The 26161-nt window shown below is 70.7% G+C and carries 22 protein-coding genes; 6 read left to right on the top strand and 16 right to left on the bottom strand.

Features of this window, described 5'->3' with window-relative positions; genetic code table 11:
• Positions 1-95 precede the first annotated feature (95 nt).
• Positions 96-950 carry a helix-turn-helix domain-containing protein gene (locus tag QO011_RS01745; RefSeq protein WP_307269188.1) on the top strand — a complete coding sequence of 285 codons (855 nt, stop codon included), beginning with the start codon at positions 96-98 and terminating at the stop codon, positions 948-950.
• Between the two features lie 120 nt (positions 951-1070).
• Here QO011_RS01745 and QO011_RS01740 read toward each other — a convergent pair whose 3' ends face one another.
• The 5 genes from QO011_RS01740 to QO011_RS01720 form a co-directional block, all read right to left on the bottom strand.
• Positions 1071-1946, bottom strand: a complete 876-nt coding sequence (locus tag QO011_RS01740) for a transglutaminase family protein (RefSeq protein WP_307266834.1) — start codon at positions 1944-1946, stop codon at positions 1071-1073.
• On the bottom strand, positions 1946-4462 hold the full coding sequence (locus QO011_RS01735) for a circularly permuted type 2 ATP-grasp protein (protein ID WP_307266831.1): 2517 nt from the start codon (positions 4460-4462) through the stop codon (positions 1946-1948). Before QO011_RS01735 ends, QO011_RS01740 begins: the two co-directional genes overlap by 1 nt.
• A 24-nt stretch (positions 4463-4486) precedes the next feature.
• Complete coding sequence (locus QO011_RS01730) at positions 4487-7816, bottom strand: transglutaminase family protein (RefSeq protein WP_307266828.1); 3330 nt, start codon at positions 7814-7816, stop codon at positions 4487-4489.
• A 92-nt stretch (positions 7817-7908) separates the two neighbouring features.
• On the bottom strand, positions 7909-9012 hold the full coding sequence (locus tag QO011_RS01725; protein WP_307266824.1) for a cobalt-precorrin-5B (C(1))-methyltransferase: 1104 nt from the start codon (positions 9010-9012) through the stop codon (positions 7909-7911).
• A complete protein-coding gene (locus QO011_RS01720; protein WP_307266822.1) occupies positions 9009-9923 on the bottom strand; it encodes a pirin family protein in 915 nt (304 codons plus the stop codon). Before QO011_RS01720 ends, QO011_RS01725 begins: the two co-directional genes overlap by 4 nt.
• 85 nt (positions 9924-10008) lie before the next feature.
• On the opposite strand from QO011_RS01720, the gene QO011_RS01715 reads away from it, so the two are divergent.
• The gene (locus tag QO011_RS01715; protein WP_307266820.1) at positions 10009-10326 is read left to right on the top strand and encodes a hypothetical protein; all 318 of its coding nucleotides are present in this window, start codon (positions 10009-10011) and stop codon (positions 10324-10326) included.
• A gap of 126 nt (positions 10327-10452) precedes the next feature.
• On the opposite strand, the gene QO011_RS01710 is transcribed toward QO011_RS01715, so the two are convergent.
• Positions 10453-10797 carry a hypothetical protein gene (locus QO011_RS01710; protein ID WP_307266818.1) on the bottom strand — a complete coding sequence of 115 codons (345 nt, stop codon included), beginning with the start codon at positions 10795-10797 and terminating at the stop codon, positions 10453-10455.
• A gap of 186 nt (positions 10798-10983) precedes the next feature.
• On the opposite strand from QO011_RS01710, the gene QO011_RS01705 reads away from it, so the two are divergent.
• A complete protein-coding gene (locus QO011_RS01705) occupies positions 10984-11601 on the top strand; it encodes a 2,3-bisphosphoglycerate-dependent phosphoglycerate mutase (protein WP_307266817.1) in 618 nt (205 codons plus the stop codon).
• A 210-nt stretch (positions 11602-11811) separates the two neighbouring features.
• On the opposite strand, the gene QO011_RS01700 is transcribed toward QO011_RS01705, so the two are convergent.
• Together QO011_RS01700 and QO011_RS01695 are read right to left on the bottom strand one after the other, a co-directional pair.
• Positions 11812-12705 carry a bifunctional transcriptional activator/DNA repair enzyme AdaA gene (locus QO011_RS01700; protein WP_307266815.1) on the bottom strand — a complete coding sequence of 298 codons (894 nt, stop codon included), beginning with the start codon at positions 12703-12705 and terminating at the stop codon, positions 11812-11814.
• A 60-nt stretch (positions 12706-12765) separates the two neighbouring features.
• Positions 12766-13281, bottom strand: coding sequence for a DUF2244 domain-containing protein (locus tag QO011_RS01695; RefSeq protein WP_307266813.1), 516 nt, complete (start codon positions 13279-13281; stop codon positions 12766-12768).
• A 22-nt stretch (positions 13282-13303) separates the two neighbouring features.
• On the opposite strand from QO011_RS01695, the gene nth reads away from it, so the two are divergent.
• Positions 13304-14056 carry an endonuclease III gene (gene nth / locus QO011_RS01690; RefSeq protein WP_307266812.1) on the top strand — a complete coding sequence of 251 codons (753 nt, stop codon included), beginning with the start codon at positions 13304-13306 and terminating at the stop codon, positions 14054-14056.
• Positions 14057-14281: 225 nt separating this feature from the next.
• On the opposite strand, the gene ahcY is transcribed toward nth, so the two are convergent.
• The 6 genes from ahcY to QO011_RS01660 all read right to left on the bottom strand — a co-directional run bounded on the left by ahcY (position 14282) and on the right by QO011_RS01660 (position 20483).
• Entirely contained in the window at positions 14282-15682 is a 1401-nt protein-coding gene (gene ahcY, locus QO011_RS01685) for an adenosylhomocysteinase (RefSeq protein ID WP_307266811.1), read from the bottom strand.
• A gap of 96 nt (positions 15683-15778) precedes the next feature.
• Entirely contained in the window at positions 15779-16216 is a 438-nt protein-coding gene (gene aroQ / locus QO011_RS01680) for a type II 3-dehydroquinate dehydratase (RefSeq protein ID WP_307266810.1), read from the bottom strand.
• A gap of 207 nt (positions 16217-16423) precedes the next feature.
• Complete coding sequence (locus tag QO011_RS01675; protein ID WP_307266808.1) at positions 16424-17662, bottom strand: aminotransferase class III-fold pyridoxal phosphate-dependent enzyme; 1239 nt, start codon at positions 17660-17662, stop codon at positions 16424-16426.
• Position 17663: 1 nt separating this feature from the next.
• Positions 17664-18950 carry a TRAP transporter large permease gene (locus QO011_RS01670; protein WP_307266805.1) on the bottom strand — a complete coding sequence of 429 codons (1287 nt, stop codon included), beginning with the start codon at positions 18948-18950 and terminating at the stop codon, positions 17664-17666.
• Positions 18947-19459, bottom strand: coding sequence for a TRAP transporter small permease (locus QO011_RS01665; protein ID WP_307266803.1), 513 nt, complete (start codon positions 19457-19459; stop codon positions 18947-18949). The genes QO011_RS01670 and QO011_RS01665 overlap by 4 nt, the downstream gene beginning before the upstream one ends.
• Before the next feature lie 10 nt (positions 19460-19469).
• Positions 19470-20483 (bottom strand): TRAP transporter substrate-binding protein, encoded by a 1014-nt coding sequence (locus QO011_RS01660; RefSeq protein ID WP_307266802.1) that lies wholly within the window; start codon positions 20481-20483, stop codon positions 19470-19472.
• Between the two features lie 252 nt (positions 20484-20735).
• On the opposite strand from QO011_RS01660, the gene QO011_RS01655 reads away from it, so the two are divergent.
• Complete coding sequence (locus QO011_RS01655; RefSeq protein WP_307266799.1) at positions 20736-21638, top strand: LysR family transcriptional regulator; 903 nt, start codon at positions 20736-20738, stop codon at positions 21636-21638.
• Between the two features lie 573 nt (positions 21639-22211).
• Here the strand turns inward: QO011_RS01655 and QO011_RS01650 are convergent.
• Positions 22212-23132: a LysR family transcriptional regulator gene (locus QO011_RS01650; protein ID WP_307266798.1), complete on the bottom strand. Its 921-nt coding sequence runs from the start codon at positions 23130-23132 to the stop codon at positions 22212-22214.
• A 129-nt stretch (positions 23133-23261) separates the two neighbouring features.
• Between QO011_RS01650 and QO011_RS01645 the strand changes: the two genes are divergently transcribed.
• Positions 23262-25127, top strand: coding sequence for a bifunctional sugar phosphate isomerase/epimerase/4-hydroxyphenylpyruvate dioxygenase family protein (locus QO011_RS01645; RefSeq protein WP_307266796.1), 1866 nt, complete (start codon positions 23262-23264; stop codon positions 25125-25127).
• Between the two features lie 21 nt (positions 25128-25148).
• Here the strand turns inward: QO011_RS01645 and QO011_RS01640 are convergent, their stop codons facing one another.
• Complete coding sequence (locus tag QO011_RS01640; RefSeq protein WP_307266795.1) at positions 25149-26042, bottom strand: AraC family transcriptional regulator; 894 nt, start codon at positions 26040-26042, stop codon at positions 25149-25151.
• Between the last annotated feature and the right edge of the window lie 119 nt (positions 26043-26161).

Here is a 26161-nt window from a genome sequence, read left to right as displayed (position 1 = left end):
ACGAAGAAAGATGTAGCGGCGCCTTGGCCCTGGATGTTGCCTCGCTCTGGCGAGTTCTGATACTTTTTTGGCGTTTTGATCCGGCGATGCGCGAAATGCGATCCTATCGAGAAACGCTGACCCACGAGCCTGAAAGCTCCATCAGCCGCCTCAATCGCCGGCTCGACGAGTCCATCCCGTTTCAATGGCATCATCATCCGGAATACGAGCTGACGCTCACCCTCAACTCGCGCGGCAAGCGCTTTATCGGCGACCATGTCGGCGACTATGACGATGGCGATCTCGTCCTTGTCGGCCCGAACCTGCCCCACACCTGGTACTCCCGCGAAAAGATCGAGGACGGGAAGCCCCATGTCGCGCTCGTCGTCTGGTTCCATCCCGACCGGATCAGGCAGGTGACCCATGACTTCATCGAATTTCGCAGCATTGACGCAATGCTGGCCCGCGCCGGCCGCGGCCTGCGCTTCACGCCGGGTGCCGCCGCTCCGGTGCGGGAGCGGTTCGAGCGCCTGTTCTCAAGCCCACCGGTCGATCGGTTGCTGACGCTCCTCCACCTTCTGCATCATCTTGCCGGCGACGATGCGGAAGCGCTCGCGACGACCTCCGCCCTGATCGGCGCGCCGGCTCAGACGCGTGAGCGCATCGACCGCGTTCTGACCCATGTCCATGCGAATTACGCCCGGACGATCACGCTGGGCGAGCTTGCCGACCTGGCGGCTCTCAGCCAGTCGGGGTTGCACCGGCTCTTTCTCAAACATACCGGCAAGGCCGTATCGGACTATCTCGCCCATATGCGGATCGGCGATGCCTGCGCGCGCCTGTCGGGGACGACACAATCGATCGGCCACATCGCCGGCGCGGTCGGCTATGCCTCCCTGGCGAATTTCAATCGCCAGTTCCGCGCGCTGAAGCGCATGACGCCCAGGGACTATCGAAGATTGTTCGGCTGATCTCACGCCCCTTGCCACCGACGTCTCGTGCCCCGCGAGCCGATCGGCGCTGCCGGCTGGCGGGACGGTGGAGAGCAGAGGCATCCGGGAACCAAGCCGGCGCACGGACGCCGAAGGACCTCAGCCTCCCGGCGCGACGTCGACCGAGACCCGCAGCGTGTGGCCGGCCGAGGCCATGATCACGCCGCCGACCGGGGCGACGTCGGCATAGTCGCGGCCGATGGCGAGGCGGACGTGGTCCTCGCCGACCACCAGCGCGTTGGTGGGGTCGAGGTCGACCCAGCCGGCGGCGCCGCACCACACCGAGACCCAGGCATGGGTGGCGTCGGCGCCGACCAGCCGCGGGCGCCCCGGCGGCGGCCGGGTGCGGAGATAGCCGCTGACATAGGCGGCGGGGATGCCGATGGCGCGCAGGCCCGCGATCATCCAATGGGCGAAGTCCTGGCAGACGCCGTGGCGGCGCTCGGCCACCTCGGCGAGCGGCGTGGAGACGTCGGTCGCGCCGGACTCGTAGACGAAATCGGCATGGATGCGCCGCATCAGCGCCACCGCGGCGTCCAGCACCGGGCGCCCGGGGGTGAAGGACTCGCGGGCATAGGCGCGGGCGGCATCGAGCAGCGGCACGTAGCGGCTGGCGAAAAGCTGGTGGGCGGGCGCCCCGCCGGCGATGTCCGCCGTCGCCAGCGCCTCGCGGCGGACGCTCTCCCAGGCCGGGGTCAGCAGGGCGTGCGGGGCCTCGAAGGCGCCGACCTCGACCCTGACCCGCGATTCGAAGCGGTGCCGCGCCGCAGGCCGGGAAAAGCGGACATGGCTGGTGCGATTGCCGAAGAAGTCCAGGGTCTCGGCCTGCTCGGCCGGAGCGGGATCGATGGTCAGCGTTGCCGACAGCACGCGCTGGCGCCCGGCGTCGGCGGGCAGGAGGTGCAGCACGCAGCGGCCGGACGAGACGTCGGCCCGATAGCTGTAGGTGGTGGTATGGCGGATGACGTAGAGCATCAGCCCAGGCCCTCCGTCGTCTCGACCGGCACCTCGCCCTGGCCGAAATAGCGGGCGGTGACCTCGTTGGAGAGGGTCAGCAGCCGGTTCTCGATCGACAGGATCATCGCCTCGTCGATCTCCTGCGCCTCGCTCACCTCCACGGTGGCCCTGAGCAGGCGGATGGTCTTGCCCGGTGCGTCGATCTCGCCCTCCGCCGCCACGCCCGGCAGATGCGCGAGATGGTCGGCCAGGCGCCCGAGCTGGAAGGCGACGGAGCGCGGGTTGCCGTCGTCGAGCAGCACCAGGTCGAGCACCGGCAGGCGCAGCGTGCCCATGAGGTAGCGGGCGCGATAGGTGATGCGGCTGTCGGTGACCTTGAGCAGCGCGTCGAGCGCGCCCTCCGAGGCGCCTTCCCCGGCGAGCCGGCGCGCCTGGCGGCAGGTGAGGATGCCGCGCTCGATCCGCTTGCCGATCTGCATGAAGCGCCAGCCGGAGATGCGGTTCATGTTCTCCTGGGCGAGGCCCGAGAGGGCGGCGAGCACGCGCAGGGCCTTGTCGGCCCGGTCCACCGGGGAAAGGTCGCGCTCCTCCTCGATGATGTGGCCGAGATCCGCCAGGGCACGGGTGGCGTCGGGCGAGAGCCGCTCGCGGATCACCGAGGCGGTGCGCCCGGCGGCGCGCACCAGGACCGGGATGGCGCCGTTGCCGTCGCCCTCGAAGGCCTGGCGGATCATCTCGTCGATGTCGACGACGAGGCTGTTGCCGAGCGTTGCCCGCACCTTCTTGGGCGTGTCGGCGCCCTGGTCGTCCGCGGCCGCCGCGCCCCAGGAGATCAGCAGGTTGGCAAGGCGCGCCGGCGCCTCGCCGGTCTCGTCGGGCGCCTCGACCGAGAGCTCGGCGAGGGCACGCACCACGCGCAGCGTGCCCTCGGCCCGCTCGAGATAGCGCCCGAGCCAGAACAGGTTGTCGGCGGCGCGGCTCGGCAGGTGGCCGAGGCGGCGGCGGATGGCGACGCGGTCGGGCTGGGGCAGCAGCGTCACCTTCTCGACCGGGCCCTCCGAGGCGATCCAGACGTCGGCGGAGCGGCCGCCGCGCTGCATGGACAGCGCCCGGGCATCGCTGCCCTCGGCCACGCGGCAGAAGCCGCCATGCATCACCCGCCAGCCCTCGGGCGTGGCGACGGCGAAGACCCGCAGCGTGAAGGGGCGCGGCTCCAGCCGCTCGCCGGTCCAGACCGGCATGGTGGCGAGGCGGATCACGTCCTGCGCCACCACGTCGAGCGCATGGCTCTCGATCGCCGCCGCGAGCCCGGCGCGGCCGGCCTCGTCGCGCTCGGCGGCGAGCGTCGGCCCGTCGCGCGTCAGGCCGGGCACCGGGCGGGAGAAGGCCGGCGCCAGGGCCCGCTGGTCGAGACGGTCCAGCACCTCGGCGCGCACCGAGGGATCGCCGCACCACCAGGTGGCGACATTGGGCAGCTTGAGCTCCTCGCCGGTCAGCCGGCGGGCCAGCGCCGGGATGAAGGCCAGCATGGCCCGCGCCTCCAGGAGCCCGGCGCCGAGGCTGTTGGCGAGCGTCACCGAGCCGGCGCGCACCGCCTGCACCAGGCCGGGCACGCCGATGCGCGAAGACGCGGTGAGCTCGAGCGGGTCGGCGAAGTCGGCGTCGAGCCGGCGCAGCAGCACGTCGATGCGCTTCAACCCTTCGATGGTGCGGACATAGACGACGTTGTCCTGCACGGTGAGGTCGCCGCCCTCGACCAGCAGGAAGCCGAGATAGCGGGCGAGATAGGCGTGCTCGAAATAGGTCTCGTTGGCCGGGCCGGGGGTGAGCAGGCCGATGCGTGAGCCCTCGCGCCCGAACTTGGCGGCGAGACCGCTGCGCAGCGCCTGGAAGAAGCCGGCGAGGCGCTCGACATGCATGTCGCGGTAGAGCGCCGGCAGCGCGGCCGATATGGCGAGGCGGTTCTCCACCGCATAGCCCATGCCCGACGGCGCCTGGCAGCGGTCGCCGAGCACCCACCAGCGTCCGTCCGGGGCGCGGCCGAGATCGACGGCATAGACCAGGAGCTCCTCGCCGCCGCGCTGCGTCACCCCGGCGAGCGGGCGCAGGAAGTCCGGGTTGCCGGCCACGACCGCGGCCGGCAAGGCGCCCTCGCGCACCAGCCGCGCCGGGCCGTAGAGATCGGCCAGGATCATCTCCAGGATCTGCGCGCGCTGGATCACGCCGGCCTCGATGCCGCGCCACTCCGCCGCCGGGATGACCAGCGGCAGGTGCGACAGCGGCCAGGGTCGCTCGCCGCCGCCATCGGCGTCGTAGACCCGGTAATAGACGCCGGAATCCTTCAGGTGCCGGTCGGCGAGGGCGAAGCGCTGGCGCATGCCCGCCGCGCCGCCGGCAGCCAGCTCGGCGAGAACAGGCGCCCAGTGGCTGCGGACCCGGCCCCGCCCGTCGACGAGCTCGTCCGCCCCGCCGGCCGGCGGGGCGTAGCCGGCAAGGATCCGGCTCCAGCCGGCGGACTTAGGCTGGACGAGCATGGCGGGGCGGCCGGGAGGCACGGATCATGGCCGCGGCCTGCGCAGATCGAGGGTCAGCGGGAATTCGAGCGAGGGCTCGGGCGGCGGCGGTGCCAGGGGCCCCGGCGTGTGGCCGATGCTCTCGAAGCGGGCGAGACGCCGGGCCTCGGCCTCGTAGGCATTGACCGGGAAGGTCTCGTGGCTGCGCCCGCCGGGATGGGCGGCGTGATAGACGCAGCCGCCGAGCGAGCGGCCCGACCATTGGTCGATCAGGTCGAAGGTCAGCGGCGCGTGCACGGGGATGGTCGGATGCAGGCCGGCTGCGGGCTGCCAGGCCTTGAAGCGCACCCCGGCCACCGCCTCGCCGGCGCGTCCGGTCGGCGTCAGCGGCACGCGCCGGCCGTTGCAGGCGACGACGTGGCGCTGCGGGTTGAAGCCGTCGACCCGCACCTGCAGCCGCTCGACCGAGGAGTCGACATAGCGCACCGTACCGCCCGCCATTCCCTCCTCGCCCAGCACGTGCCAGGGCTCGAGCGCCCCGCGAATCTCGATGTCGACGCCTTGATACTCGACGCTGCCGTAGCGCGGGAAGCGGAACTCGCGCTGCGCCTCGTACCAGACCGGGTCGACATCATAGCCGGCACGGCTGAGATCGCCGAGCACCTCGAGGAAGTCGGCCCAGACGAAGTGCGGCAGCATGAAGCGGTCGTGCAGCGCCGTGCCCCAGCGGCTGAGGCCGCCGGCCTGCGGCTCGCGCCAGAACCAGGCGATCAGCGCCCGCAGGAGCAGCTGTTGCGCCAGGCTCATGCGGTGGTCCGGCGGCATCTCGAAGGAGCGGAATTCCAGGAGGCCGAGCCGGCCGGTCGGCCCGTCCGGCGAATAGAGCTTGTCGATGCAGATCTCGGAGCGGTGGGTGTTGCCGGTGACGTCGACGAGCAGGTTGCGGAACAGCCGGTCGACCAGCCAGGACGGCACGAAGCCCTCGCCGGGGCCGGGGACTTGCGCGAGGGCGATCTCCAGCTCGTAGAGGCTGTCGTGCCGGGCCTCGTCGATGCGCGGCGCCTGGCTGGTCGGCCCGATGAACAGGCCGGCGAAGAGGTAGGAGAGCGAGGGGTGGCGCTGCCAGTACAGCACCAGGCTCTTCAGGAGGTCCGGCCGGCGCAGGAACGGGCTGTCGGCCGGGGTCGCGCCGCCGAGCACGACATGGTTGCCGCCGCCGGTGCCGACATGGCGGCCGTCGACCATGAACTTCTCGGCGCCGAGGCGCGACTGGCGCGCATCCTCGTAGAGCGTCTCGGTGATGGCGACGCAGTCGCGCCAGGAGGCGGCGGGATGGACGTTGACCTCGATCACGCCGGGGTCGGGCGTCACCTTGATGACGTTGACGCGCGGGTCGAAGGGCGGGGGATAGCCCTCGATGTGCACGGTGAGGCCCTCGGCTTCGGCGGTGTCCTCCACTGCGGCGACCAGCTCCAGATAGTCCTCGATGCCGCTCACCGGCGGCATGAAGGCGCAGAGCACGCCGTCGCGCATCTCGAAGGCGACGGCGGTGCGCACCACGCCGAAGACCATGTCGGAGGCGCCGTCGGGCACGGGCTGGCGTCGGTCGGGCGGGCTCTCGACCTTGCGGTAGGGCTGGCTCAGCGCCTCGCGGTCGGGCAGGTCGCCGCGCGGCGCCAGCGGATCGGCCTCGACCACGTGCGGATAGAAGCTCGGCGGCACATAGGGGAGCGAGGACAGCGGCATGCGGAAGCCGACGGGCGAATCCCCCGGCACCAGGAAGAGCTTGCCGCGGCGCAGCTTCCAGCGCTCGCTGATCCAGCCGTCGCGCGCCTGGGCGTTCCAGCGCTGCACCGGCAGGACATAGCCGGCGGGCTGGTCGAAGCCGCGGTCGAAGACGCGGGCGATGCGGGCCCGCTCCTCCGGGTCGCGCAGCTTGGAGTCGGTCGGGTCGACATTGTCCGGCAGGCCCGCCTCCTGCATCAGCCAATGGGCCGTGTCCTCATAGGCGGGGATGGCATAGCCCGGGCCGATGCCGAGGCGCTCGGCCACGCCCTCGGCGAGGATCTGCACCGGGCGCGGATCCTCGCGGCGGCGCTGGCCGTTCTTCAGCGCCCGCGGCTCGCGGGCGATGCGCTCGGGATTGCGCCAGATCGGCTGGCCGTCCTTGCGCCAGTAGAGCGCGAAGGCCCAGCGCGGCAGGCTTTCGCCGGGATACCATTTGCCCTGGCCGTAGTGCAGCAGGCCGCCGGGCGCGAAGGAGGCCTGCAGGCGGCGGACCAGCGCGTCGGCGCGCCCGCGCTTGGTCGGGCCGACGGCGGCGGTGTTCCACTCCTCGCCCTGGTAGTCGTCGATGGAGACGAAGGTCGGCTCGCCGCCGAGGGTGAGGCGGACGTCCTGGGCGGCGAGGTCGCGGTCGACGATCTCGCCGAGCGCGTCGAGCCCGTGCCAGCTCGCCTCGGAGAAGGGCAGGGTGATGCGCGGGGATTCGGCGATGCGCGTCACCCGCATCTCGAAGCCGAAGGTGGTCTCCACCGGCCCGGTGGCGCTGAGCGAGCCGGTGATCGGCGCGGCCGCGGCATAGTGCGGCGTCGCGGCCAGCGGGATATGGCCCTCGCCGGTGAGCAGACCGGAGGTGGGGTCGAGGCCGACCCAGCCGGCGCCGGGGATATAGGCCTCGGCCCAGGCGTGCAGGTCGGTGAAGTCGGTGTCGGTGCCGCGCGGGCCGTCCAGCGCCTTCAGGTCGTGCTTGAGCTGGATGAGGTAGCCGGAGACGAAGCGGGCGGCGATGCCGAGGCGCCGCAGCACCTGCACCAGCAGCCAGCCGGTGTCGCGGCAGGAGCCGGAGAGCAGCGCCAGCGTCTCGTCCGGCGTCTGCACGCCGGGCTCCAGGCGCACGGTATAGGCGATCGAGCGCTGCAGGCGCTGGTTGAGGTCGACCAGGAAGTTGACGGTGTTGGGGGCGCTGCGGTCGAGGCTCGCCATGAAGGCTTCGAGCCCGGCGCCGGCCGGGTCGACCTCGAGATAGGGCGCGAGCTCGTGCCGAAGCTCCGGGGCATAGGCGAAGGGGAAGGCCTCGGCGCTCTCCTCGACGAAGAAGTCGAACGGGTTGACCACCGCCATGTCGGCGACGAGGTCGACCTCGACGTCGAGCTCGGTGGCGAGCTCGGGGAAGACCAGGCGGGCCAGCCAGTTGCCGTGCGGATCCTGCTGCCAGTTGATGAAGTGCCCGGCGGGCTCGACCTTGAGGGAATAGCTCAGGATGCGGGTGCGGGCATGCGGCGCCGGGCGCAGGCGGATGAGCTGGGGCCCGAGCGAGACCGGGCGGTCGTAGCGATAGGTGGTGCGGTGGTGCAGCGCGGCGACGATCGACAAGGATGGGCCCGATACTGTTCTTGTGATGCACACACCCTATCGGAGCCTACTCATTAGGCAAGCCCAATGGGAAGGCAGGGTTTAGGCCTCCATCACGCCGCCGTCCGCTCCGCCGTGCGCGCCAGCAGCCCGCCCTCCCGGTCGAACACCGCGATGTCGAGCCCGATGCCGGTGCCGGCCAGCACCCTGGCGGCGGTGGTCCAGCCCTCGGCCGCCACCGCCGGGGCGAGGGCGAGGCCGGCGCGGGCGGCGATCTCCAGGGCGTCGACGGCGGTGTTGGCCTGCGCCACGGCCGCGACCGTTTCGGCCTCGCCGCCGAGGGCCTCGACGCGCTCGGCCAGCCAGCGGAAGTCGACGGCGCCGGAGCGCGAGTGCAGGTCGAGGAAGCCCTGCGCCAGCTTGGTCATCTTGGCGAAGCCCCCGGCCACGGTGACGCGGCCGATCGGATGCTTGCGGATGTATTTCAGCATGCCGCCGACGAAGTCGCCCATGTCGATCAGGGCGATCTCCGGCAGGCCGTGCAGACGGGCCACCGCTTCCTCCGAGACCGCGCCGGTGGCGCCGGCGACATGGGCGAGGCCGGCGGCGCGGGCGACGTCGATGCCGCGATGGATCGAATGGATCCAGGCCGAGCAGGAGAAGGGCACGACGATGCCTGATGTGCCGAGGATGGAGAGGCCGCCGACCACGCCGAGGCGCGGGTTGAGGGTCTTGCGGGCCAGCGCCTCGCCGCCGGGAACGGAGATCGTCACCACGACGTCGCCCGAGCCGCCATGGGCGGCGGCGCTCTCGGCGACGGCCTGGCGGATCATCGCCCGCGGCGCCGGGTTGATCGCCGGCTCGCCGACCGGCAGCGGCAGGCCGGGGCGGGTCACCGTGCCGACGCCCTCGCCGGCGACGAAGGCGACGCCCGATCCCGGCGGGCCGTGCCGGACGCTGGCCCTGACCAGCGCGCCGTGGGTGACGTCGGGATCATCGCCCGCATCCTTGACGATGCCGGCCATGGCCTCATCGGCGGAGCGCTCGTGCACCGCCAGGGCAAAGGCCGGCGTCTGGCCCTTGGGCAGGGTGATGGCGACGGGGTCGGGGAAGTCCCCGGTCAGCAGCGCAGCATAGGCCGCCTTGGCCGCCGCCGCGGCGCAGGCGCCGGTGGTCCAGCCGTGGCGCAGCGGGCCGGCGGGCTTGCCGGAGCTCATTCCGGCAGCGGAATGAATTCCGGATCGCCGGGCACGGTGTCGAAGCGCCCGAGCTTCCAGTCGGCCTTGGCCTGCTCGATGCGCTCCTGGGACGAGGAGACGAAGTTCCACCAGATGTGGCGCGGGCCGTCCATGGTGGCGCCGCCGAGCACGGCGAAACGGGCTGATGTCACGGCGGTGACGGTGAGGCGGTCGCCGGGACGCAGGATCAGCAGCGAGCCGACGCCGAAGACGTCGCCGGCGATGTCGATCTCGCCGGCGGCGACATAGATCGCCCGCTCCTCGCAATCGGCGTCGAGCGGCAGGCGGGCGCCGGGCTCCAGGGCGGCGTCGAGATAGAGCGTCTCCCAGTCCGTGCGCACCGGGGCGGCGAGGCCGAAGGCCGAGCCCATCAGCACGCGCACCCGCTTGCCCTCGCCGGCGAGCTCCGGCATGGCCTCGGCGCCGTAATGGTCGAAGGAGGGCGTGCCCTCCTCGGCCTCGCGCGGCAGGGCGACCCAGGCCTGCAGGCCCATCATCGAGAAGCCGCTGCGCCGCGCCTCCAGGCCGGTGCGCTCGGAATGGACGATGCCGCGGCCGGCGGTCATCAGGTTGATGGCGCCCGGCCGGATCGCCTCTGACGTGCCGAGGCTGTCGCGATGCACGATCTCGCCGTCGAAGAGATAGGTGACGGTGGACAGCCCGATATGCGGATGGGGCCGCACGTCGAAGGCCTCGCCCGGCCGGAAGGTCGCCGGCCCCATCTGGTCGAGGAAGATGAAGGGGCCGACCATGCGCCGGCGGGCGCTCGGCAGGGCGCGGCGCACGGCAAAGCCGCCGAGGTCGCGCGAGCGGGCGACGATGACGGTCTCGATGGCATCGCAGGCGAAGGCATCGCCCGGGGCCGGATCCTCGGCTGGCTGCACCGACATGACGAAAGACCCCTTCCAAGGCGTGCGTGACTTGTGAGAGAGTATCAAACTCTCCCGTCAATGCGACACATGCTTGCGAGGCCCCATGCGGATCGGCGCTGCCCTGGACGCGCTCGACTTCGTCGTTTCCGGCATGCCGAAGCTGGAGCGGCGCCAGAAGCTCGACGCCTATGCCACCATCCAGGTCATCGTCGAGCGGTTGCGGGCCATCGGCCGGGCTCGCGGCCTGTCGGTCAGCCTGATCAATGCCCAGCTTCTCAAGATCCAGTTCTCGGTGGAGACGCTGGCAGGCCTCGGGCCGACCGGCGCCTCGGAGGAGCTGCAGCTCGGCGACGTCCGGGCCGCGCTGACGGCGCTGACCAGCCCCGATTGCTTCGGCCTGCATCTCGATACGAACGAGTAGGCGAACTGCTAGTGTTCCGACTCTGACGGTTCGTTCCGAACCGTCAACCCGGAACCCTAGTTGGTTCAATGCTTTGTGTTGTGCTTCCAACACAATGGTCGGGGACCAAGCGTCGGAAGCACAACACTAGCGGATATAGCCCTCCCGGACCTTGCGGGCCTCCTCCTCGAAGATGAGCGCGCAGGCCTCCCGGTCGGTGGCGGAGGTGAAGCCGGTGCGCAGCTTGCGGGCGCACAGGAACAGCGACGGCGGCGGCAGGTCGTATTCGTCCAGGCATACGTTCTGCAGCAGCGCGCCGCGGTTGCCGTCGAGCATCCAGGCGATGCAGCGGCGGAACAGCGGGTCGTCGAAGGACTTCTGGTTGAAGGCGGCCGCCGGCCCGGCCGCAGCGCCGAGGATGAGAGCCGCGAGGACGGCGGCGAGCCCCATCCCGGCCCGGGGCGCGGCGTTCGGAACGGCGATGCTGCGCACGGGGCCCTCCTCGCTGACGATGGGGCAGCATAAGCAGGTTCTCTCGAACCTGCTCGCACTCGATCTCGATGGTCCGGGCAGCATCGATTGCCTGGCAGGCGATCGCGCCGGGCCTCAAGTCGGGGGGTGCACGGGCGGCCGATCCCGGCTATGAGGCAGGGGCTTCGTCGACGAGGGACCGTATCCATGACCGCCATGCTCGTGCTCTGCCGCCACGGCCAGAGCGACTGGAATCTCAAGAACCTGTTCACCGGCTGGCGCGATCCGGACCTGTCGGAGAAGGGCGTGGCCGAGGCCCGCGAGGCCGGCAAGCGGCTCGCCGCGCTCGGCCTCACGTTCGACATCGCCTTCACCTCGGCGCTGGTGCGGGCCCAGCACACCTGCCGGCTGATCCTGGAGGAGGTCGGCCAGCCCGGGCTCGAGACCATCCGCGACCAGGCCCTGAACGAGCGCGACTATGGCGACCTCTCCGGCCTCAACAAGGACGAGGCGCGGGCCAGGTTCGGCGAGGAGCAGGTGCTGATCTGGCGCCGCTCCTACGACGTGCCGCCGCCCGGCGGCGAGAGCCTGAAGGACACCGCCGCCCGGGTGCTGCCCTATTACGTCCACCGCGTCCTGCCCCAGGCGATGGCCGGCAGGACGGTGCTGGTCGCCGCCCACGGCAATTCGCTGCGCGCCCTGATCATGGCGATGGAAGGCCTGACCAAGGAGCAGATCCTCAAGCGCGAGCTCGATACCGGCGTGCCGATCGTCTACCGGCTGAACCCGGACACGACGATCGCGGAGAAGCAGGAGCTGAAGTAGGGGCACCATTCCTGCCGCCGGACTCTCGGCGTCATGGACGGGCTTGTCCCGTCCATCCACGCGAACGCGACAACAGCCTGTGTTCGACATGGCATAGGCCGATTGCTTTCATGACCCCGGCGGTGTTCGCGTGGATGGACGGGACAAGCCCGTCCATGACGGAAACCTCGCGGCGGGAATGGCAGGCCGGGGGCACGGCCGTCGTGCCTCCTACCCCGCCGTCCGCCCGCCTTCCCAGCCCAGCATCGCCTGCTTGCGCGTCAGGCCCCAGTGATAGCCGGTCAGGGCGCCGGAGCGGCCGATGACGCGGTGGCAGGGCACGACGAAGGAGATCGGGTTCCTGCCGACCGCGGCGCCGACGGCGCGCGAGGCCCTGGGGTTGCCGACATGCCCGGCAATGTCGGAATAGGTGGTGGCGCGGCCCATCGGGATCCTGAGGAGCGCGCGCCAGACCCGCACCTCGAAATCCGTGCCGATCATCACCACGTGCAGCGGCCGCTCCGCCGACCATTGCGCGGGGTCGAAGATGTGCGCCGCCTCGGCCGCGGTGCCCGGCCTGTCCTCGACATAGAGCGCCTTCGGCCAGCGGCGCGTCATGTCGGCGAGCACGGCCGCCTCCTCGCCGGGATCGGCGAAGGCGAGGCCGGCGAGCCCGAGGGGCGCCAGCATCACCAGGGCGAGGCCGAAGGGCGAGGGGTGGAAGCCCCAGCGGATGGTGAGGCCGGCGCCGCCGGCCTTGTAGTCTCCCGGCGTCATCGCCTCGTGGGTGACGAAGAGGTCGTGCAGGCGGCCCGGGCCGGAGAGCCCGAGCTCGTAGGCGGCGTCGAGGATCGAGGCGGAGTCGCGCAGCAGCCCGCGCGCCCGATCCATGGTCACCGCCTGCAGGAAAGCCTTGGGCGTGATGCCGGCCCAGCGGCGGAAGAGGTGATGGACGTGCGAGACCGACAGGCCGAGATGATCGGCGATCTCCTCGAGGGAGGGCTGGCGCTGCCAGTGCTGCGAGATGAAGGCGATGGCCCGGCGCACGCGGTCATAGTCGTCGAGCCGGGCAGGGTCGGCGACCGGAAGGGGTGCGAGCGGGGAGTCGGGATGGGCGGCGAGCATGGCGGGCTCCGAAAAGGGGCGGGACTCTAGCCCTGCCGCCCGGGCTCGCCCACCCGAAACCTATGGCGCCCGCTCATAGTCCGGCCCGCGCCGGGCCACGGCCAGCGCCCGCGCGAAGGCATCGGCGAAGCTCGCCTTCTCCATGGCGCCGAGGCAGCGGGCGATCTCGACGGCGCGGCCGCGCTGCACCAGCGCCAGGCGGGTGATGCCGAACTCCTCGATCTCGTCGCGCTGCAGGCGCACCCAGAGCGGGTTGAAGAGCCATTCCCGCCTGACGCCGCGGGCGTCGCTGCGGGAGAAGAGCAGCCGGACATGGGTGAGCAGCACCCGCTCCTGGCGCAGCGCATCGCGGTAGTTCAGGCGGAAGAAGACGTAGAGCAGCGCCACGTCGAGGCCGAAGAAGCCGATCACCGGCCAGGCGCCCATGATGTAGAACGGGATGCTGAACAGCGTCGAGACCGTGCCGACCACCAGGAGCAGGATGCGGAAGCCGCGCGGGCCGAGCGAGCGGTGCGGGGTGAGCACCGCGTCGAAAACCGTCTCCTCATCCGGGGCTTGCGGATTGTCGCTGGCCATGACGCCACATTATAAGCCAAGCATGCCGCCCCGCCAGACCAAGCCCGCCCTTCCGCCATCCCCGCCCGCCGCGACAAAGCCACGCAAGGCCAAGGCGAAGGCCAATGCCGAGGCGGCCCGCGCCGCGGCCGGCCGCTCGGCCCTGCCGCCGGAGCGGATCGCCGAGATCTTCCGGCGCTTCCAGGCGCGCGACCCCGAGCCGAAGGGCGAGCTTGACTACATCAGCCCCTACACACTGCTGGTCGCCGTGGTCCTGTCGGCGCAGGCCACCGATGTCGGCGTCAACAAGGCGACGGGGCCGCTGTTCCGGGTGGCCGACACGCCGGCGAAGATGGTGGCGCTGGGCGAGGAGCGGGTGCGCGCGTTCATCAAGACGATCGGCCTCTACCGCAACAAGGCCAAGAACGTCATCGCCCTGTCGGAGCAACTGATCGCCGAACACGGCGGCGAGGTGCCGCGGTCACGCGAAGCGCTGGAGACGCTGCCCGGCGTCGGGCGCAAGACGGCGAACGTGGTGCTCAACATCGCCTTCCGTCTGCCGACGATCGCGGTCGACACCCATCTGTTCCGAGTCGCCAACCGCACCGGCATCGCGCCGGGCAAGGACCCGCTCGCGGTCGAGCTCGGCCTGGAGACGGCGGTGCCGCCGGCCTATCTCCTGCACGCCCATCACTGGCTGATCCTGCACGGGCGCTATGTCTGCAAGGCGACGAAGCCGGACTGCCCGGCCTGCCTGATCAACGACATCTGCCTGTTCGAGGCAAAGACGGTGTGAAGGCTGCCGCTCGCGAATGGGGATGGGAACCCTTCTCCCGGCCGGGAGAGGGGCAGGGGTGAGGGGTTAAACATTCCCGCCGAGAGCGCACGAAAGCCCCCCGCGTCGACCCGGCGGGGATCTGAGTTCGACGCGGAGACTGCGGTTCTTCGCCAGGGTCTTGAGAGGTCTAGGCCCTCACCCCTGCCCCTCTCCCAGCGGGAGAGGGGTTTTCGGGGGCGCCGCTCAGTAGCGGTAGAGGTCCGGCTTGAACGGGCCGGCCTGCGGCACGCCGATATAGGCCGACTGCTTGTCCGAGAGCCTGGTCAGCTTGGCGCCGACCTTCTCCAGGTGCAGCGAGGCGACCTTCTCGTCGAGATGCTTGGGCAGGGTGTAGACCTGCTTGCCGTACTGCTCGGGGTTGGTCCACAGCTCGATCTGGGCCAGCGTCTGGTTGCTGAAGGAGGCCGACATCACGAAGCTCGGATGGCCGGTGGCATTGCCGAGGTTCACCAGGCGGCCTTCCGAGAGCAGGATGATGCGCCGGCCCGAGGCGAGCTCGATCTCGTCGACCTGCGGCTTGACGTTGGTCCACTTGTAGTTGCGCAGCGACGCGACCTGGATCTCCGAATCGAAGTGGCCGATGTTGCAGACGATGGCCCGGTCCTTCATCGCCCGCATATGGTCGATGGTGATGACGTCGACATTGCCGGTGGCGGTGACGAAGATGTCGGCCTTGGGCGCCGCCTCCTCCATGGTCACGACCTCATAGCCCTCCATCGCCGCCTGCAGGGCGCAGATCGGATCGACTTCCGAGACCATGACGCGGCAGCCGGCGTGGCGCAGCGAGGCGGCCGAGCCCTTGCCGACATCGCCGAAGCCGGCGACCATGGCGACCTTGCCGGCCATCATCACGTCGGTGCCGCGGCGGATGCCGTCGACCAGCGATTCGCGGCAGCCGTAGAGGTTGTCGAACTTCGACTTGGTGACGCTGTCGTTGACGTTGATGGCCGGGAACAGCAGCGTGCCCTTCTTGGCCATCTCGTAGAGGCGGTGCACGCCCGTGGTGGTCTCCTCGGTCACGCCGCGGATGGCGAGCGCGTTCCTGGTGTACCAGCCCGGCTGCTCCTTGATCCGCTTCTTGATCGCGGCGAAGACGACCTCTTCCTCCTCATTGTCGGCCTTGTCGAGGAAGGCGGTGTCGCCCTTCTCGGCGCGCAGGCCGAGATGCATCAGCATGGTGGCGTCGCCGCCGTCGTCGAGGATCATGTTCGGCGTGCCGCCGTCGGCCCACTCGAAGATCTTGTGGGTGTAGTCCCAGTACTCTTCCAGCGTCTCGCCCTTGACGGCGAAGACCGGCGTGCCGGCGGCGGCGATGGCCGCGGCGGCGTGGTCCTGGGTCGAATAGATGTTGCACGAGGCCCAGCGCACGTCGGCGCCGAGCGCCTTCAGCGTCTCGATCAGCACGGCGGTCTGGATCGTCATGTGCAGCGAGCCGGCGATGCGGGCGCCCTTCAGCGTCTGCTTCGGGCCGTATTCGGCGCGCGTCGCCATCAGGCCGGGCATCTCGGTCTCGGCGATGTCGATTTCCTTGCGGCCCCAGGACGCCAGGCTGATGTCCTTGACGATATAGTCGTGCTCGCTCATCGGCGGGTTCCTCGCAACGTGTCGAGGGGCCTCTACCACGCCGGAAGAGATGAGGCAATCAAGATATAAGGATTTCTTTATGTGATGAGTGCGGGCTCAGGGCGTCCGCTGCCTCTCGAGCAGCGCTTCCAGCGCCAGGGCGTAGGAGAGCGGCCCGAAGCCGGCGATGACGCCGATGCAGACCGGCGAGAGCCAGGAATGGTGGCGGAATTCCTCGCGGGCATGGACGTTGGACAGATGCACCTCGATCACCTCGGCCTTGGCGCCGGAGATGGCGTCGCGCAGCGCCACCGACGTATGGGTGTAGGCCCCGGCATTGAGGATCACTGCCCGGCCGGCGGCACCGGCCTCCTGGATCCAGGTGACGAGCTCGCCCTCGTGGTTGGACTGGCGGAAGGAGAGCGTCGCCCGGTCGCCCGCGCGGGCCTTGAGCTGAGCCTCGATGTCGGCGAGCGTCAGGCGGCCGTAGATGCCGGGCTCGCGTGTGCCCAGCAGGTTGAGGTTGGGTCCGTTGAGGACATCGATCTCGCGCATGCCTGCTCTCTCCCATGCGGACGCGGTGTTGGCCGCGACGCCAGCCAATCCCCTCCCCCTTGCGGGGAGGGGTAAGGGGTGGGGGTCTATCAGGACAGGGTGCGCCCTACGCCCACGACCCCCACCCTTTATCCCTCCCCGCAAGGGGGAGGGAAGACCCAAGCGTCGCGAATTTATCGATGATGGTGGCGTTTCGCCCCAAACGACTTACCCGCCGCTCGCCATGCGCGTCGCGGCGTCGGCGAAGGCGTCGGCGAGGACGGCGAGAGCGGCCGTGTCGTGGGCGGCCGAGAGATAGTGGCGGCCGAAGGGGCCGGGCATGGAGATGACGCCGCCGCGGCGCAGCTCGACATGCAGGTGGGCGGTGAAGCCGGGATCGGCCGCGGCGACGGCCTGGGCATAGGTCCGCGGCGAGGCCGCGCCGTTCCACAGGGTGAACACGGTGCCGTAGCCGGTGGTGCGCACCGGGCGGCCGGCGGCGGCGAAACCCTGCTCGATCCGGCGGCGCAGGTCGTCGCCCGCCGCCAGCAGGGCGGCATAGTCGACCGCATCGAGCGCGGCCATGGTGGCGTGCACTGCGGCGCAGGCGAGGGGATTGCCGTTATAGGTGCCGGCGCGGTTGACCCTGAGGTCCTCGAAGCCGGCCATGGCCGCGGGCGTGCCGACCAGGGCGGCCACGGCGACGCCGCTGCCGATGGCCTTGCCGACGGTGGCAAGGTCGGGCTCGACGCCGAGGCGCTGGCTGGCGAGGCCGGGATGCAGGCGGAAGCCCATCAGCACCTCGTCCATGATCACCAGGGCGCCGTGCGCCCGCGCCACCGCGGCCACGTGCTCGAGGTAGCCGGGATCGGGGACGAGGCAGCCGGCATTGGCCATCATCGGCTCGAGCAGCACGGCGGCGACGTCGTCGGATTCGGCGAAGAGCAGCTCGACGTCGGCCGGGTCGTTGAAGCGCATCAGCAGCGTGTCGCCGCGCGCCGGGCGCTCGTTGGCGGTCATCAGCGCCTCGGTCGAGCCGGCATTGCCGAAGGCGACCTCGTCGAGCCAGCCGTCATAGCCGGCCGCCATCTTGGCGATCTTGCGGCGGCCGGTGACGGCCCGGGCCGTGCGGCAGGCGAGGTGCACCGCCTCGCTGCCGGAGTTGAGGAAGATCACGCGCGACAGCGCGCCCGTGTGCCGGGCGAGGCTCGCCGCGGCCTCCTCCTCCAGGGCATGGGCGAAGGCCGGCATCGAGCCGCGGTCGATGGCGGCGTGGACGGCGGCGGCGACGGCGGGATGGGTGTGGCCGAGGAAGGCGGCGCCGAAGCCGATGGCGGTGTCGACATAGCGCCGGCCCTGGTCGTCCCAGACATGCGGCCCCTGCGCCCGGACGGCGAGGAAGGGCCGGCCGTCGAGGTCGGGCACCGCCCGGCCCGCGCTCGAGATGCCGCTGACGAGATGCTGCATGTCACAATCCAAACAGGCGGGGGAGCCACTCGGTCAGGCCGGGGAAGGCGGCGAGGGCGATGACGCAGACCACGCTGGCGATCCAGTAGGGCACCAGCCACACCGAGACCGACCACATGTCGATCTTGGCGACGTTGCAGACGACGAAGATGTTGGTGCCGATCGGCGGGGTGAACAGGCCGATGCCGAGCGTCATGGTGAACACCACGCCGGTCTGGTAGGGGCTGAGCCCGGCGCTCAGGGCGATCGGCACCAGGATCGGCGCCAGGATGATCAGGGCCGGGCCGAGGTCGAGCCAGAAGCCGACCAGCTTCAGGAGCACCAGCACCAGCGCGATGGTGACCGCGTGCGAGGTCTCCAGGCCGGTGATCCAGTTCGCCGCCGCGGTCGGCACCTGCTCGACGGTGAGGATCCAGCCGAAGGGCGTGGCGAGCGCCATGATCATCATGATCACGCCCGTCGTGGCGACGGCGGCCGCCGCGGCGGGATAGAGCGCGGCGAGCGGCAGCTCGCGATAGACCAGCGTGCCGACCAGGAAGGCGTAGACCACGGCGATGGCCGAGGCCTCGGTGGCGGTGGCGATGCCGCCGATGATCGAGCCGAGCACCAGCACCGGCATCAGCAGCGCCGGCAGGGCGCCGAGCGCGTCGCGCGCGATGGTGCCGGCCGCGGCGGGCGTCTCGTTGCGCGGGAAGTTGTGACGCCGCGCCACGATGTAGGAGGTCAGCATGAAGGTGACGGCGATGAAGGCGCCCGGGATGAGCGCCGCCACCAGGAGGCCGCCGATCGAGGTGTTGGTCAGGACGCCGTAGAGGATCAGGATGACGCTCTGCGGCCCGATGATGCCGAGCGTGCCGGAGGCGGCCGTGACCGCCGCGGCGAAGGCCTTGGGATAGCCGCGCTCGGCCATGGCCGGGATCATGATCGAGCCGACCGCGCCGGTGTCGGCGGTGGCCGAGCCGCTGATGCCGCCATAGACCAGCGCCGTGGCGACGTTGACCAGGCCGAGGCCGCCGCGGATGCGCCCGAAGATGTGCTCGGCCACCCGCATGATGCGGGCGGTGAGGCCGCCGCGGTTCATCAGCTCGCCGGCGAAGAGGAAGAGCGGGATCGCCGCCAGCGTGATGGCGTCGGCGCCGCGCAGGGTCTGCTGGGCGAACCAGGCCTGGGGCAGGCCGAGCCCGCCGAGGGTGATGGCGAGCAGGCTGGCGACGCCCATGCACCAGGCGATGGGCACGCCGATGAGCAGCAGCATCGAGAAGCTGCCGATCAGGAGGGCGACGGTCATGGCGCAACCTCTCGCGGGAGGGCCGATCCACGCGCCAGCCGCACCAGCCGCGCGAGGCCGATGCCGACGGCGGCAGCGCCGAGGATCAGGACGGTGGCGATGACGACGCCGGTCGGCATGCGCAGCACCGAGGTCGGCACCAGCCAGGAGCGCCGCCAGACCGCCCAGCCGCTGACCAGGAAGGCGAGGCCCATGGCGAGGAGCGCCAGCACGGCCACGGCCTCGAAGGCGCTGCGCAGGCGCGGCGGCGCCGCCTGCTTCAGCGCCTCGAAGGCGACGTTCTCGCCGCGGAGCTCCGCATTGACCAGCCCGAGGAAGGTCACCCAGATGAAGGCGATGCCGGCGACCTCGAAGGACCATTCGACGCCGCCGACCTCGAGATAGCGGGCGAGGACGCCGAGCAGCGTCGAGCCGAACATCACCACGAAGGCGAGGACGCCGGCCGCCTCGAAGACGCGGCTGACCAGGCCGGGCCCGGCGGGCCGGGCCTCGGATTTGCCCGATGTCATGGCTGCCGCCTCAGTCCGCGGCCGCGGCCTGGCGCACGCTCGTCACCAGCGCCGCGCCCCATTCCTTGGCGAACTGGTCGTAGACCGGGCCGACCAGCGCGCGGAAGGGTGCGGTGTCGACGGTGACGATCTTGACCGAATGGGCCTCCAGCGTCTTCTGCGTCTGGGCATAGGCCTTGTCGAGCTCGCCGCGATACCAGACGACGGTGTCGGCCGCGGCCTTGCGCAGCGCCGCCTGTTCCGCCGGCGCCAGGGCGTCGAACCTGTCCTTGTTCATGTACCACCAGTTGGCGGTCCAGATGTAGTTGGAGATGGAGAGGTTCTTGGCGACCTCGAACCATTTGGCGTCGTAGAAGTCGCGCATCTCCGGCTCGACCGCTGCGACGACATGCGACTGCAGAGCGGTATAGACCTGTCCGAACGGGATCGACTCCGCCAGGGCGCCGAGCTGCTTCATCGTCGCCAGGATCACCGGGTTCGGCGGCGTGCGGATCTTGATGCCGGCAAGGTCGGCCGGGCTCTCCACCGGCTTGGTGGTGGTGGCGAACTGGCGGAAGCCGGAATCGAGCACGCCGAGCATGAGGTAGCCGCGGTCTTCGCCGAAACGCTGGATCTTGCCGCCTTCCTCGCTGTCGAGGAATTTGTGCACGTTGGCGGCGTCGCGGAACAGGAAGGGCAGCGACAGCACGTTGAGCTTGGGGTCGATGGCGTCGATGGCGCCGCCGAGGCCGATGTCGATCGAGCCGGCGCCGACGCCATCGGCGATCGGCCCCTCGTCGCCGAGCTGGGCATTGGGGAAGATGACGATCTTGACCGAGCCCTTGGTCTCCTCGGCGACCTCGGCCGCGAAGCGCTCGACCGCCTTGTTGATCAGGCTGTCGATGGAGGAGGCGTGGGCGAGGCGCAGGCTGGTCTCGGCTGAGGCCGGGCCGGCCCAGGCCGCTGCGGCGAGCGCGAGGACGGCGCCGATGCGGGCGGCGAGGCGGACGGGCCGGCGCAGGGCCGGGTCACAGGAGGAAGTCATGGTCAACCCTCGGATGATCGTGTTCTTGTCGCGGGATGCTGGCACGGCGAACGTAGAGCAAGCGCCGTGGCCGACCAGACCGAATATCTTATCGCGGAATAAGCGGCATTTATGGCTGGTGTGCACGAGGCCCTTCGCCTGCCTCAATTCGCGCCATGACAATTCTCGACGCAGATCCGGTTGATTTCTGGCATAGTCGATCGAATTGGCTCCACTCGACCCGCCCCGACGCGGGATTCTCCGGGGATATGCATGCGCTACCTCGACAGCGAGACTCTGATGGCCTTCGTCGCCGTCGCCGATACCGGCAGCTTCACCGCGGCCGCCGAGCAGCTCGGCAAGAGCCAGGCGGCGATCAGCATCGCGGTCGGGCGGCTGGAGGAGCGGCTCGAGCTGCGCCTGTTCGACCGCGGCCACCGGCGGGTGACGCCGACGCCGGCCGGCGAGCGCCTGCTCGGCTATGCCCGCCGGATCCGGGCGATCGAGGACGAGGCGCTGGCCATGCTGCTGGAGGGGCGGCGCGAGAGCCGCGTGCGGCTCGGCATGCCGGACGACTACCTCACCCTGTTCGGCACGGCGCTGATGCAGCGCTTCGCGCCGCGCCATCCCATGGTCAATCTCGACCTGCAATACGACTTCTCGCATCGCCTGGAGACGATGGTGGAGAGCCGCGAGCTCGACATCGCCATCATCACCCAGAGCAGCGCCCATCCCCGGGGCGAGGTGATCCGCCTGGAGCGCCAGGTCTGGTGCGCCGCCCCCAATCGCCGGCCGGAAACCGCAAGCTGCCTGCAGCTCGCCTTGTTCCCCGACGGCTGCCGTGCGCGCCCGCAGGTCCTCGCCGCGCTCGATGCGCAGGAGCGGCGCTGGCGCATCGTCTATTCCTCCTCCGACCTCGCCGGCATCCAGCTCGCCGTCGCCTCCGGCGATATCCTGACCGTGCTGCCCGAGGCGGCGGTGCCGCCCGGCTGGCGTCGGCTCGGCCCCGAGCACGGCCTGCCGGAGCTGCCGCTGCTGCGGCTGGCGGTGGTGACGACGCCGCAGGCAAAGCTGGCGGTGCGCCAGCTCGTCGCCTTCCTGCGCAGCGAGTTCCAGAAGGAGGAGGACGGGGAGGACGCCGTCAGCGCCCCGGCTTTGCAGGCCGCAGCGCGGTGAGGGAGGCTGGAGCCGAAGATCGCGATGGCCGCGCCGTCCCCGACCGCCAGGGCGGACTTGATCCGCCTATCCAGTGCGTCCGTGACGAAGACCATGTTGGGCGTCGCCGGCCCGGCGCTCTTTGCGGCACGTCCCGAGTTCGCGTGGATGGACGGGACGAGCCCGTCCATGACGGCGGCGGTTGGGGCGGCCGCCTTTGCACGAGAACCTCAACGTCATGGACCGACTTGATCGGTCCATTCACGCGCACGCGACGAAGACCATGTTGGGCGTCGCCGGCCCGACGCTCTTTGCGGCACGTCCCGAGTTCGCGTGGATGGACGGGACGAGCCCGTCCATGACGGCGGCGGGTGGGGCGGCCGCCCTTGCACGAGAACCTCGACGTCATGGGCGGACCTGATCCGCCCATCCACGCGGAACAGGACCGGTGCAGGAAAGTCACCTGCCACGCTCGCCCTCTCCCGGCCAAAAGTCCGGGTGGGCGTAGATGGTTGGGGCGAGCCCGGCCATAAGGGTGCGCCAAGGCCGCTGCGAGGTGCGTCATCCGCCGCCCTGGCCCGGTCGCCGGCCTCCTCAGCGCCGCGCCCGGCCGGATCCGCCCTGCTCCATCGCCTCCTCCATCGCCTGGCGCACGAACCCCACGAAGGCGGTCGCGAAGCTGGACAGCGAGGTGTCCGCGCGGTGGGCGACGAAGGTCGGGAAATCGGTCGGCTCCGCCAGCGGAATCACGACGAGGTCGGAGGCGGGGCTGTCGGCGACCGTGAAGGCATCGATCAGGGCGACGCCGAGATTCTGCTTCACCAGGGCGCAGACCGTGGTGCCGAACCGGGCGCGGATGGTGATGGTGTAGGCCAGCCCGTCGCGCTCGAACAGGTCGGTCATGATCCGGCCATAGGGATCGCGCGGGTCGATGCCGATCAGGGGGTAGGGCGCGAGGTCGCGCGCCGCAATCACCGCCATGCCGGCGAGAGGATGGGTCGGCGCGACGATGCAAACCAGCCGGCCGCGGGCGAGGTCGTCGAAGACGATCGAGGCATTGGTGTAGCGCTGGCTCATCAGCACCACCTCGCCGCGCCCGAGCAGGAGATGGTCGATCGCCTCCTCGATCTTCAGGACGTCGATGGTGACGCGCAAGCCGGGGAAGCGCCGCCGCAATTTCTCGATGGCGCGCGGCACCATCACGTTGGCGATGCTCGGCACCGACCCGATCCGCAGCTCGACATCGGCGCCGGCATGCAGCTGGCGGATCGCGGCGTTGAGGTTCTCGATCTTCTCGTTGACGGCCTGCAGCTGCTCGAACACGTCGCGCGCTTCGACGGCCGGCACATGGCGGCCGCCCCTGCGGGCGAAGAGCCGGATGCCGATGGTCGCTTCGATGTGCTTCATCGTCCGGCTCACGCCGGGCTGCGCCACGTTGAGCAGGCGCGCCGCGCCGGCGATGGAGCCGCTCAGCATCACGGCCCGGACCACCTCGATCTGGCGCAACGTCAGCATGGGACTCCTCCGATCGCGCCGGCCGGCGCCTATACCATGATGTTATAGTATGCCGCATTCTTGGTCATTGACGCATTGGCGCCCCCTTCCCACCCTCCTCGCACGCAGGATCGCGCAGGAGCCCCCGTGATGAAGACCTCGATCGCCACCGTGTCGCTGAGCGGCGACCTTTCGGAAAAGCTCACCGCCATCGCCCGGGCGGGCTTCGACGGGGTCGAGATCTTCGAGGCGGACGTGCTGTCCTTCGACCATTCGCCGCGCGAGGTCGGCCGGATGGTGCGCGACCAGGGGCTCGAGGTCACACTCTTCCAGCCGTTCCGCGACTTCGAGGGCCTGCCCGAGCCCGCGCGCCGCAAGGCGTTCGACCGCGCCGAGCGCAAGTTCGATCTGATGGAGGAGCTCGGCACGGATCTCGTGCTGATCTGCTCCAGCGTCTCGCCCCAGGCGCTCGGCGGCATCGACCGGGCCGCCGCCGACCTCCGGGAACTGGCCGGGCGCGCCGCCCGGCGCGGCCTGAGGATCGGCTACGAGGCCCTGGCCTGGGGCCGCTTCGTCAGCGATCACCGCGATGCCTGGGAGATCGTGCGCCGGGCCGACCATCCCGCGCTCGGCCTCATCCTCGACAGCTTCCACACGCTGTCGCGCGGCATCGAGGTGACCAGCATCAGCTCGATCCCGAAGGAGAAGCTGTTCCTGGTGCAGCTCGCCGATGCCCCCCGGCTCCAGCTCGACCTCCTGTCCTGGAGCCGGCATTTCCGCACCATGCCGGGCCAGGGCGACCTGCCGGTGGCCGAGTTCGTGCGCGCGGTGCAGGCGACGGGGTACGACGGCGTGCTGTCGCTGGAGATCTTCAACGACCAGTTCCGGGCCGGCTCGGCCCGAATGGTGGCGCTTGACGGCCGCCGCTCGATCGCCTGGCTGCTCGACCAGACCGCGCCCGCCGAAGTGCCGGCGGCCGGCCTGCCCGGGCGCGTGGCCTGCCGCGGCGTGGCCTTTCTCGAATTCGCCGTCGACGAGGCGCAGGCCGAGAAGCTGGAACAGATGCTGGCGGGCCTCGGCTTCTCCAGGCGATGGCGCCATCGCTCCCGGGACGTGAGCGTGTGGACGCAGAATGCCATCAACCTCGTGATCAACAAGGATCCCGACGGCTTCGCCCGGGCCTTCTCCACCCTGCACGGGCCGTCGATCTCTTCGCTCGGCCTCGCCGTCGACGATGCCGAGGCGGCCATGCGCCGCGCCCGCGGCCTGTTCGCGGCCCCGCCTCACCAGGCCGCATGGCCGGGCGAGCCGGCGATCCCGGCCATAGCCGGCGTCGGCGGCAGCCTGATCCGCTTCGTCGACGGCCAGGGACCGGCCGGCGCGCTCTGGAGCGCCGATTTCGAGGTGGAGGCCGAAACCGGAGCGGCCGGCCCGCTCGATGCCGTCGACCACATCTCGCAGTCCATGCACTATGACGAGATGCTGTCGTGGCTCCTGTTCTACACCGCGCTCTTCGATCTCTCGAAGCTGCCGGCGGTGGATGTCGCCGACCCCGCCGGCCTGGTCCGCAGCCAGGCCTTGCAGAACCCGCAGTCGAGCCTCCGCCTGATCCTGAACGGCTCCCAGGGCCAGCGTACGCTCTCCTCCCGGTTCCTCGACGAGTTCGTGGGGTCGGGCGTGCAGCACGTCGCCTTCTCGACCGGCGACATCGTGGCGGCCGCCGAACGGCTGGAGGCCTGCGGCGTGGCGATGCTCGCCATCCCGGCCAACTACTACGACGACCTGGCGGCGCGCTTCGACCTGCCGGAGGACCGGCTCGCGACCTTCGCGCGGCACGGCATCCTCTACGACCGCGACGCCGACGGCGAATATCTCCAGATCTACACGAGGGCCTTCGCCGACCGGTTCTTCTTCGAGATCGTCGAGCGGCGCTCCTATCGCGGCTTCGGCGCCGCCAACGCCCCGATCCGCCTCGCCGCCCAGACCCGGCTGTCGAAGGAGCCGCGCGCGGCCTGAGACGGCGGACCCGTCCGGAGATCACCGTTCCGACCGCGGCCCCCCATACATGCCAGTCGTGCGGAAGGCGGACGGGCTGATGGCGAAGCTGCGGCGGAAGGCCTTGGCGAAATAGTTGGGGTCGGCGAAGCCGCAGGCGCTGGCGATGGCCTTGACGCTGAGCTGGCCGTTGACCAGCAGGCGCGCCGCCCGCTGCATGCGCTCGCGCAGCACGAATTCGGAAGGCGGCAGGCCCTCGACCCGGGCGAACAGGCGGCTGAAATGGGCGCGGCTCATGCCGGCGACGTCGGCAAGCGCCTGCACCTCCAGGGGCTCGTCGAGGTGCTGGCGGACATGGGCGGTGACGCGGGCGATGGCGGCGTGGCGGGCTTCGCCCGCGCCGGCCTCCTGGCGGGCCAGGAGGTCGTCGTGCAGCGCCATGGTGGCGGTGTAGGCGATGCCGGAGGCGCGGCCGGCCTCCAGCGGTTCGTCGGCGAGCGCCAGGCAGGCCCGGGCGAGCTCGTCGACCGTCTCCGTCCGGAGGCGGAACACCGGACCGGCCGCGGCCAGGATGGCCCGGTGCAGCCGCAGCGCCTCCTGGCCGCTCATCGCGATCCAGAAGAACGACCAGGTCTCCCCGCCCTCCAGCCAGTAGCGGTGGGGATGGGGAATGGTCACCAGCATCGTGTCGCCCGGCCGCAGCCGGTGCTCCCGGCGCTCGTAGTGCAGCCGGCCGGCGCCGGCGACGGTGTGCTGCAGCACCGAGAAGGGGGTGTTGCCGCGCTTGCGCCCGTCCCAGTCATAGGCCGGCCCCTCGGCGATCTCGTAGCCGGCGCTGGTCGGCATGATGTGCAGCGGAGCGCGCCGGCGCGGCAGCGAGATCACCCGGCGGACCGGGCCGCGGTCGACCAGATGGTCGAGCACAGAATTACCCATGAGAGCACCGGCATCCTCTGTTCAGCCGATCGGCCCCCGAGCATAGATGAGACGGCTGGACATTGCGCGGCGGCTCGGCCCGGACGGGGCGGGCGGAACGGTCCCTTGGCGCGAACGGC

This window comes from Labrys wisconsinensis, assembly GCF_030814995.1.
GTDB classification, from domain to species: domain Bacteria; phylum Pseudomonadota; class Alphaproteobacteria; order Rhizobiales; family Labraceae; genus Labrys; species Labrys wisconsinensis.
The sequence above is the reverse complement of the archived record's forward strand: the minus strand, read 5'-3'. Positions and strand labels throughout refer to the sequence as shown.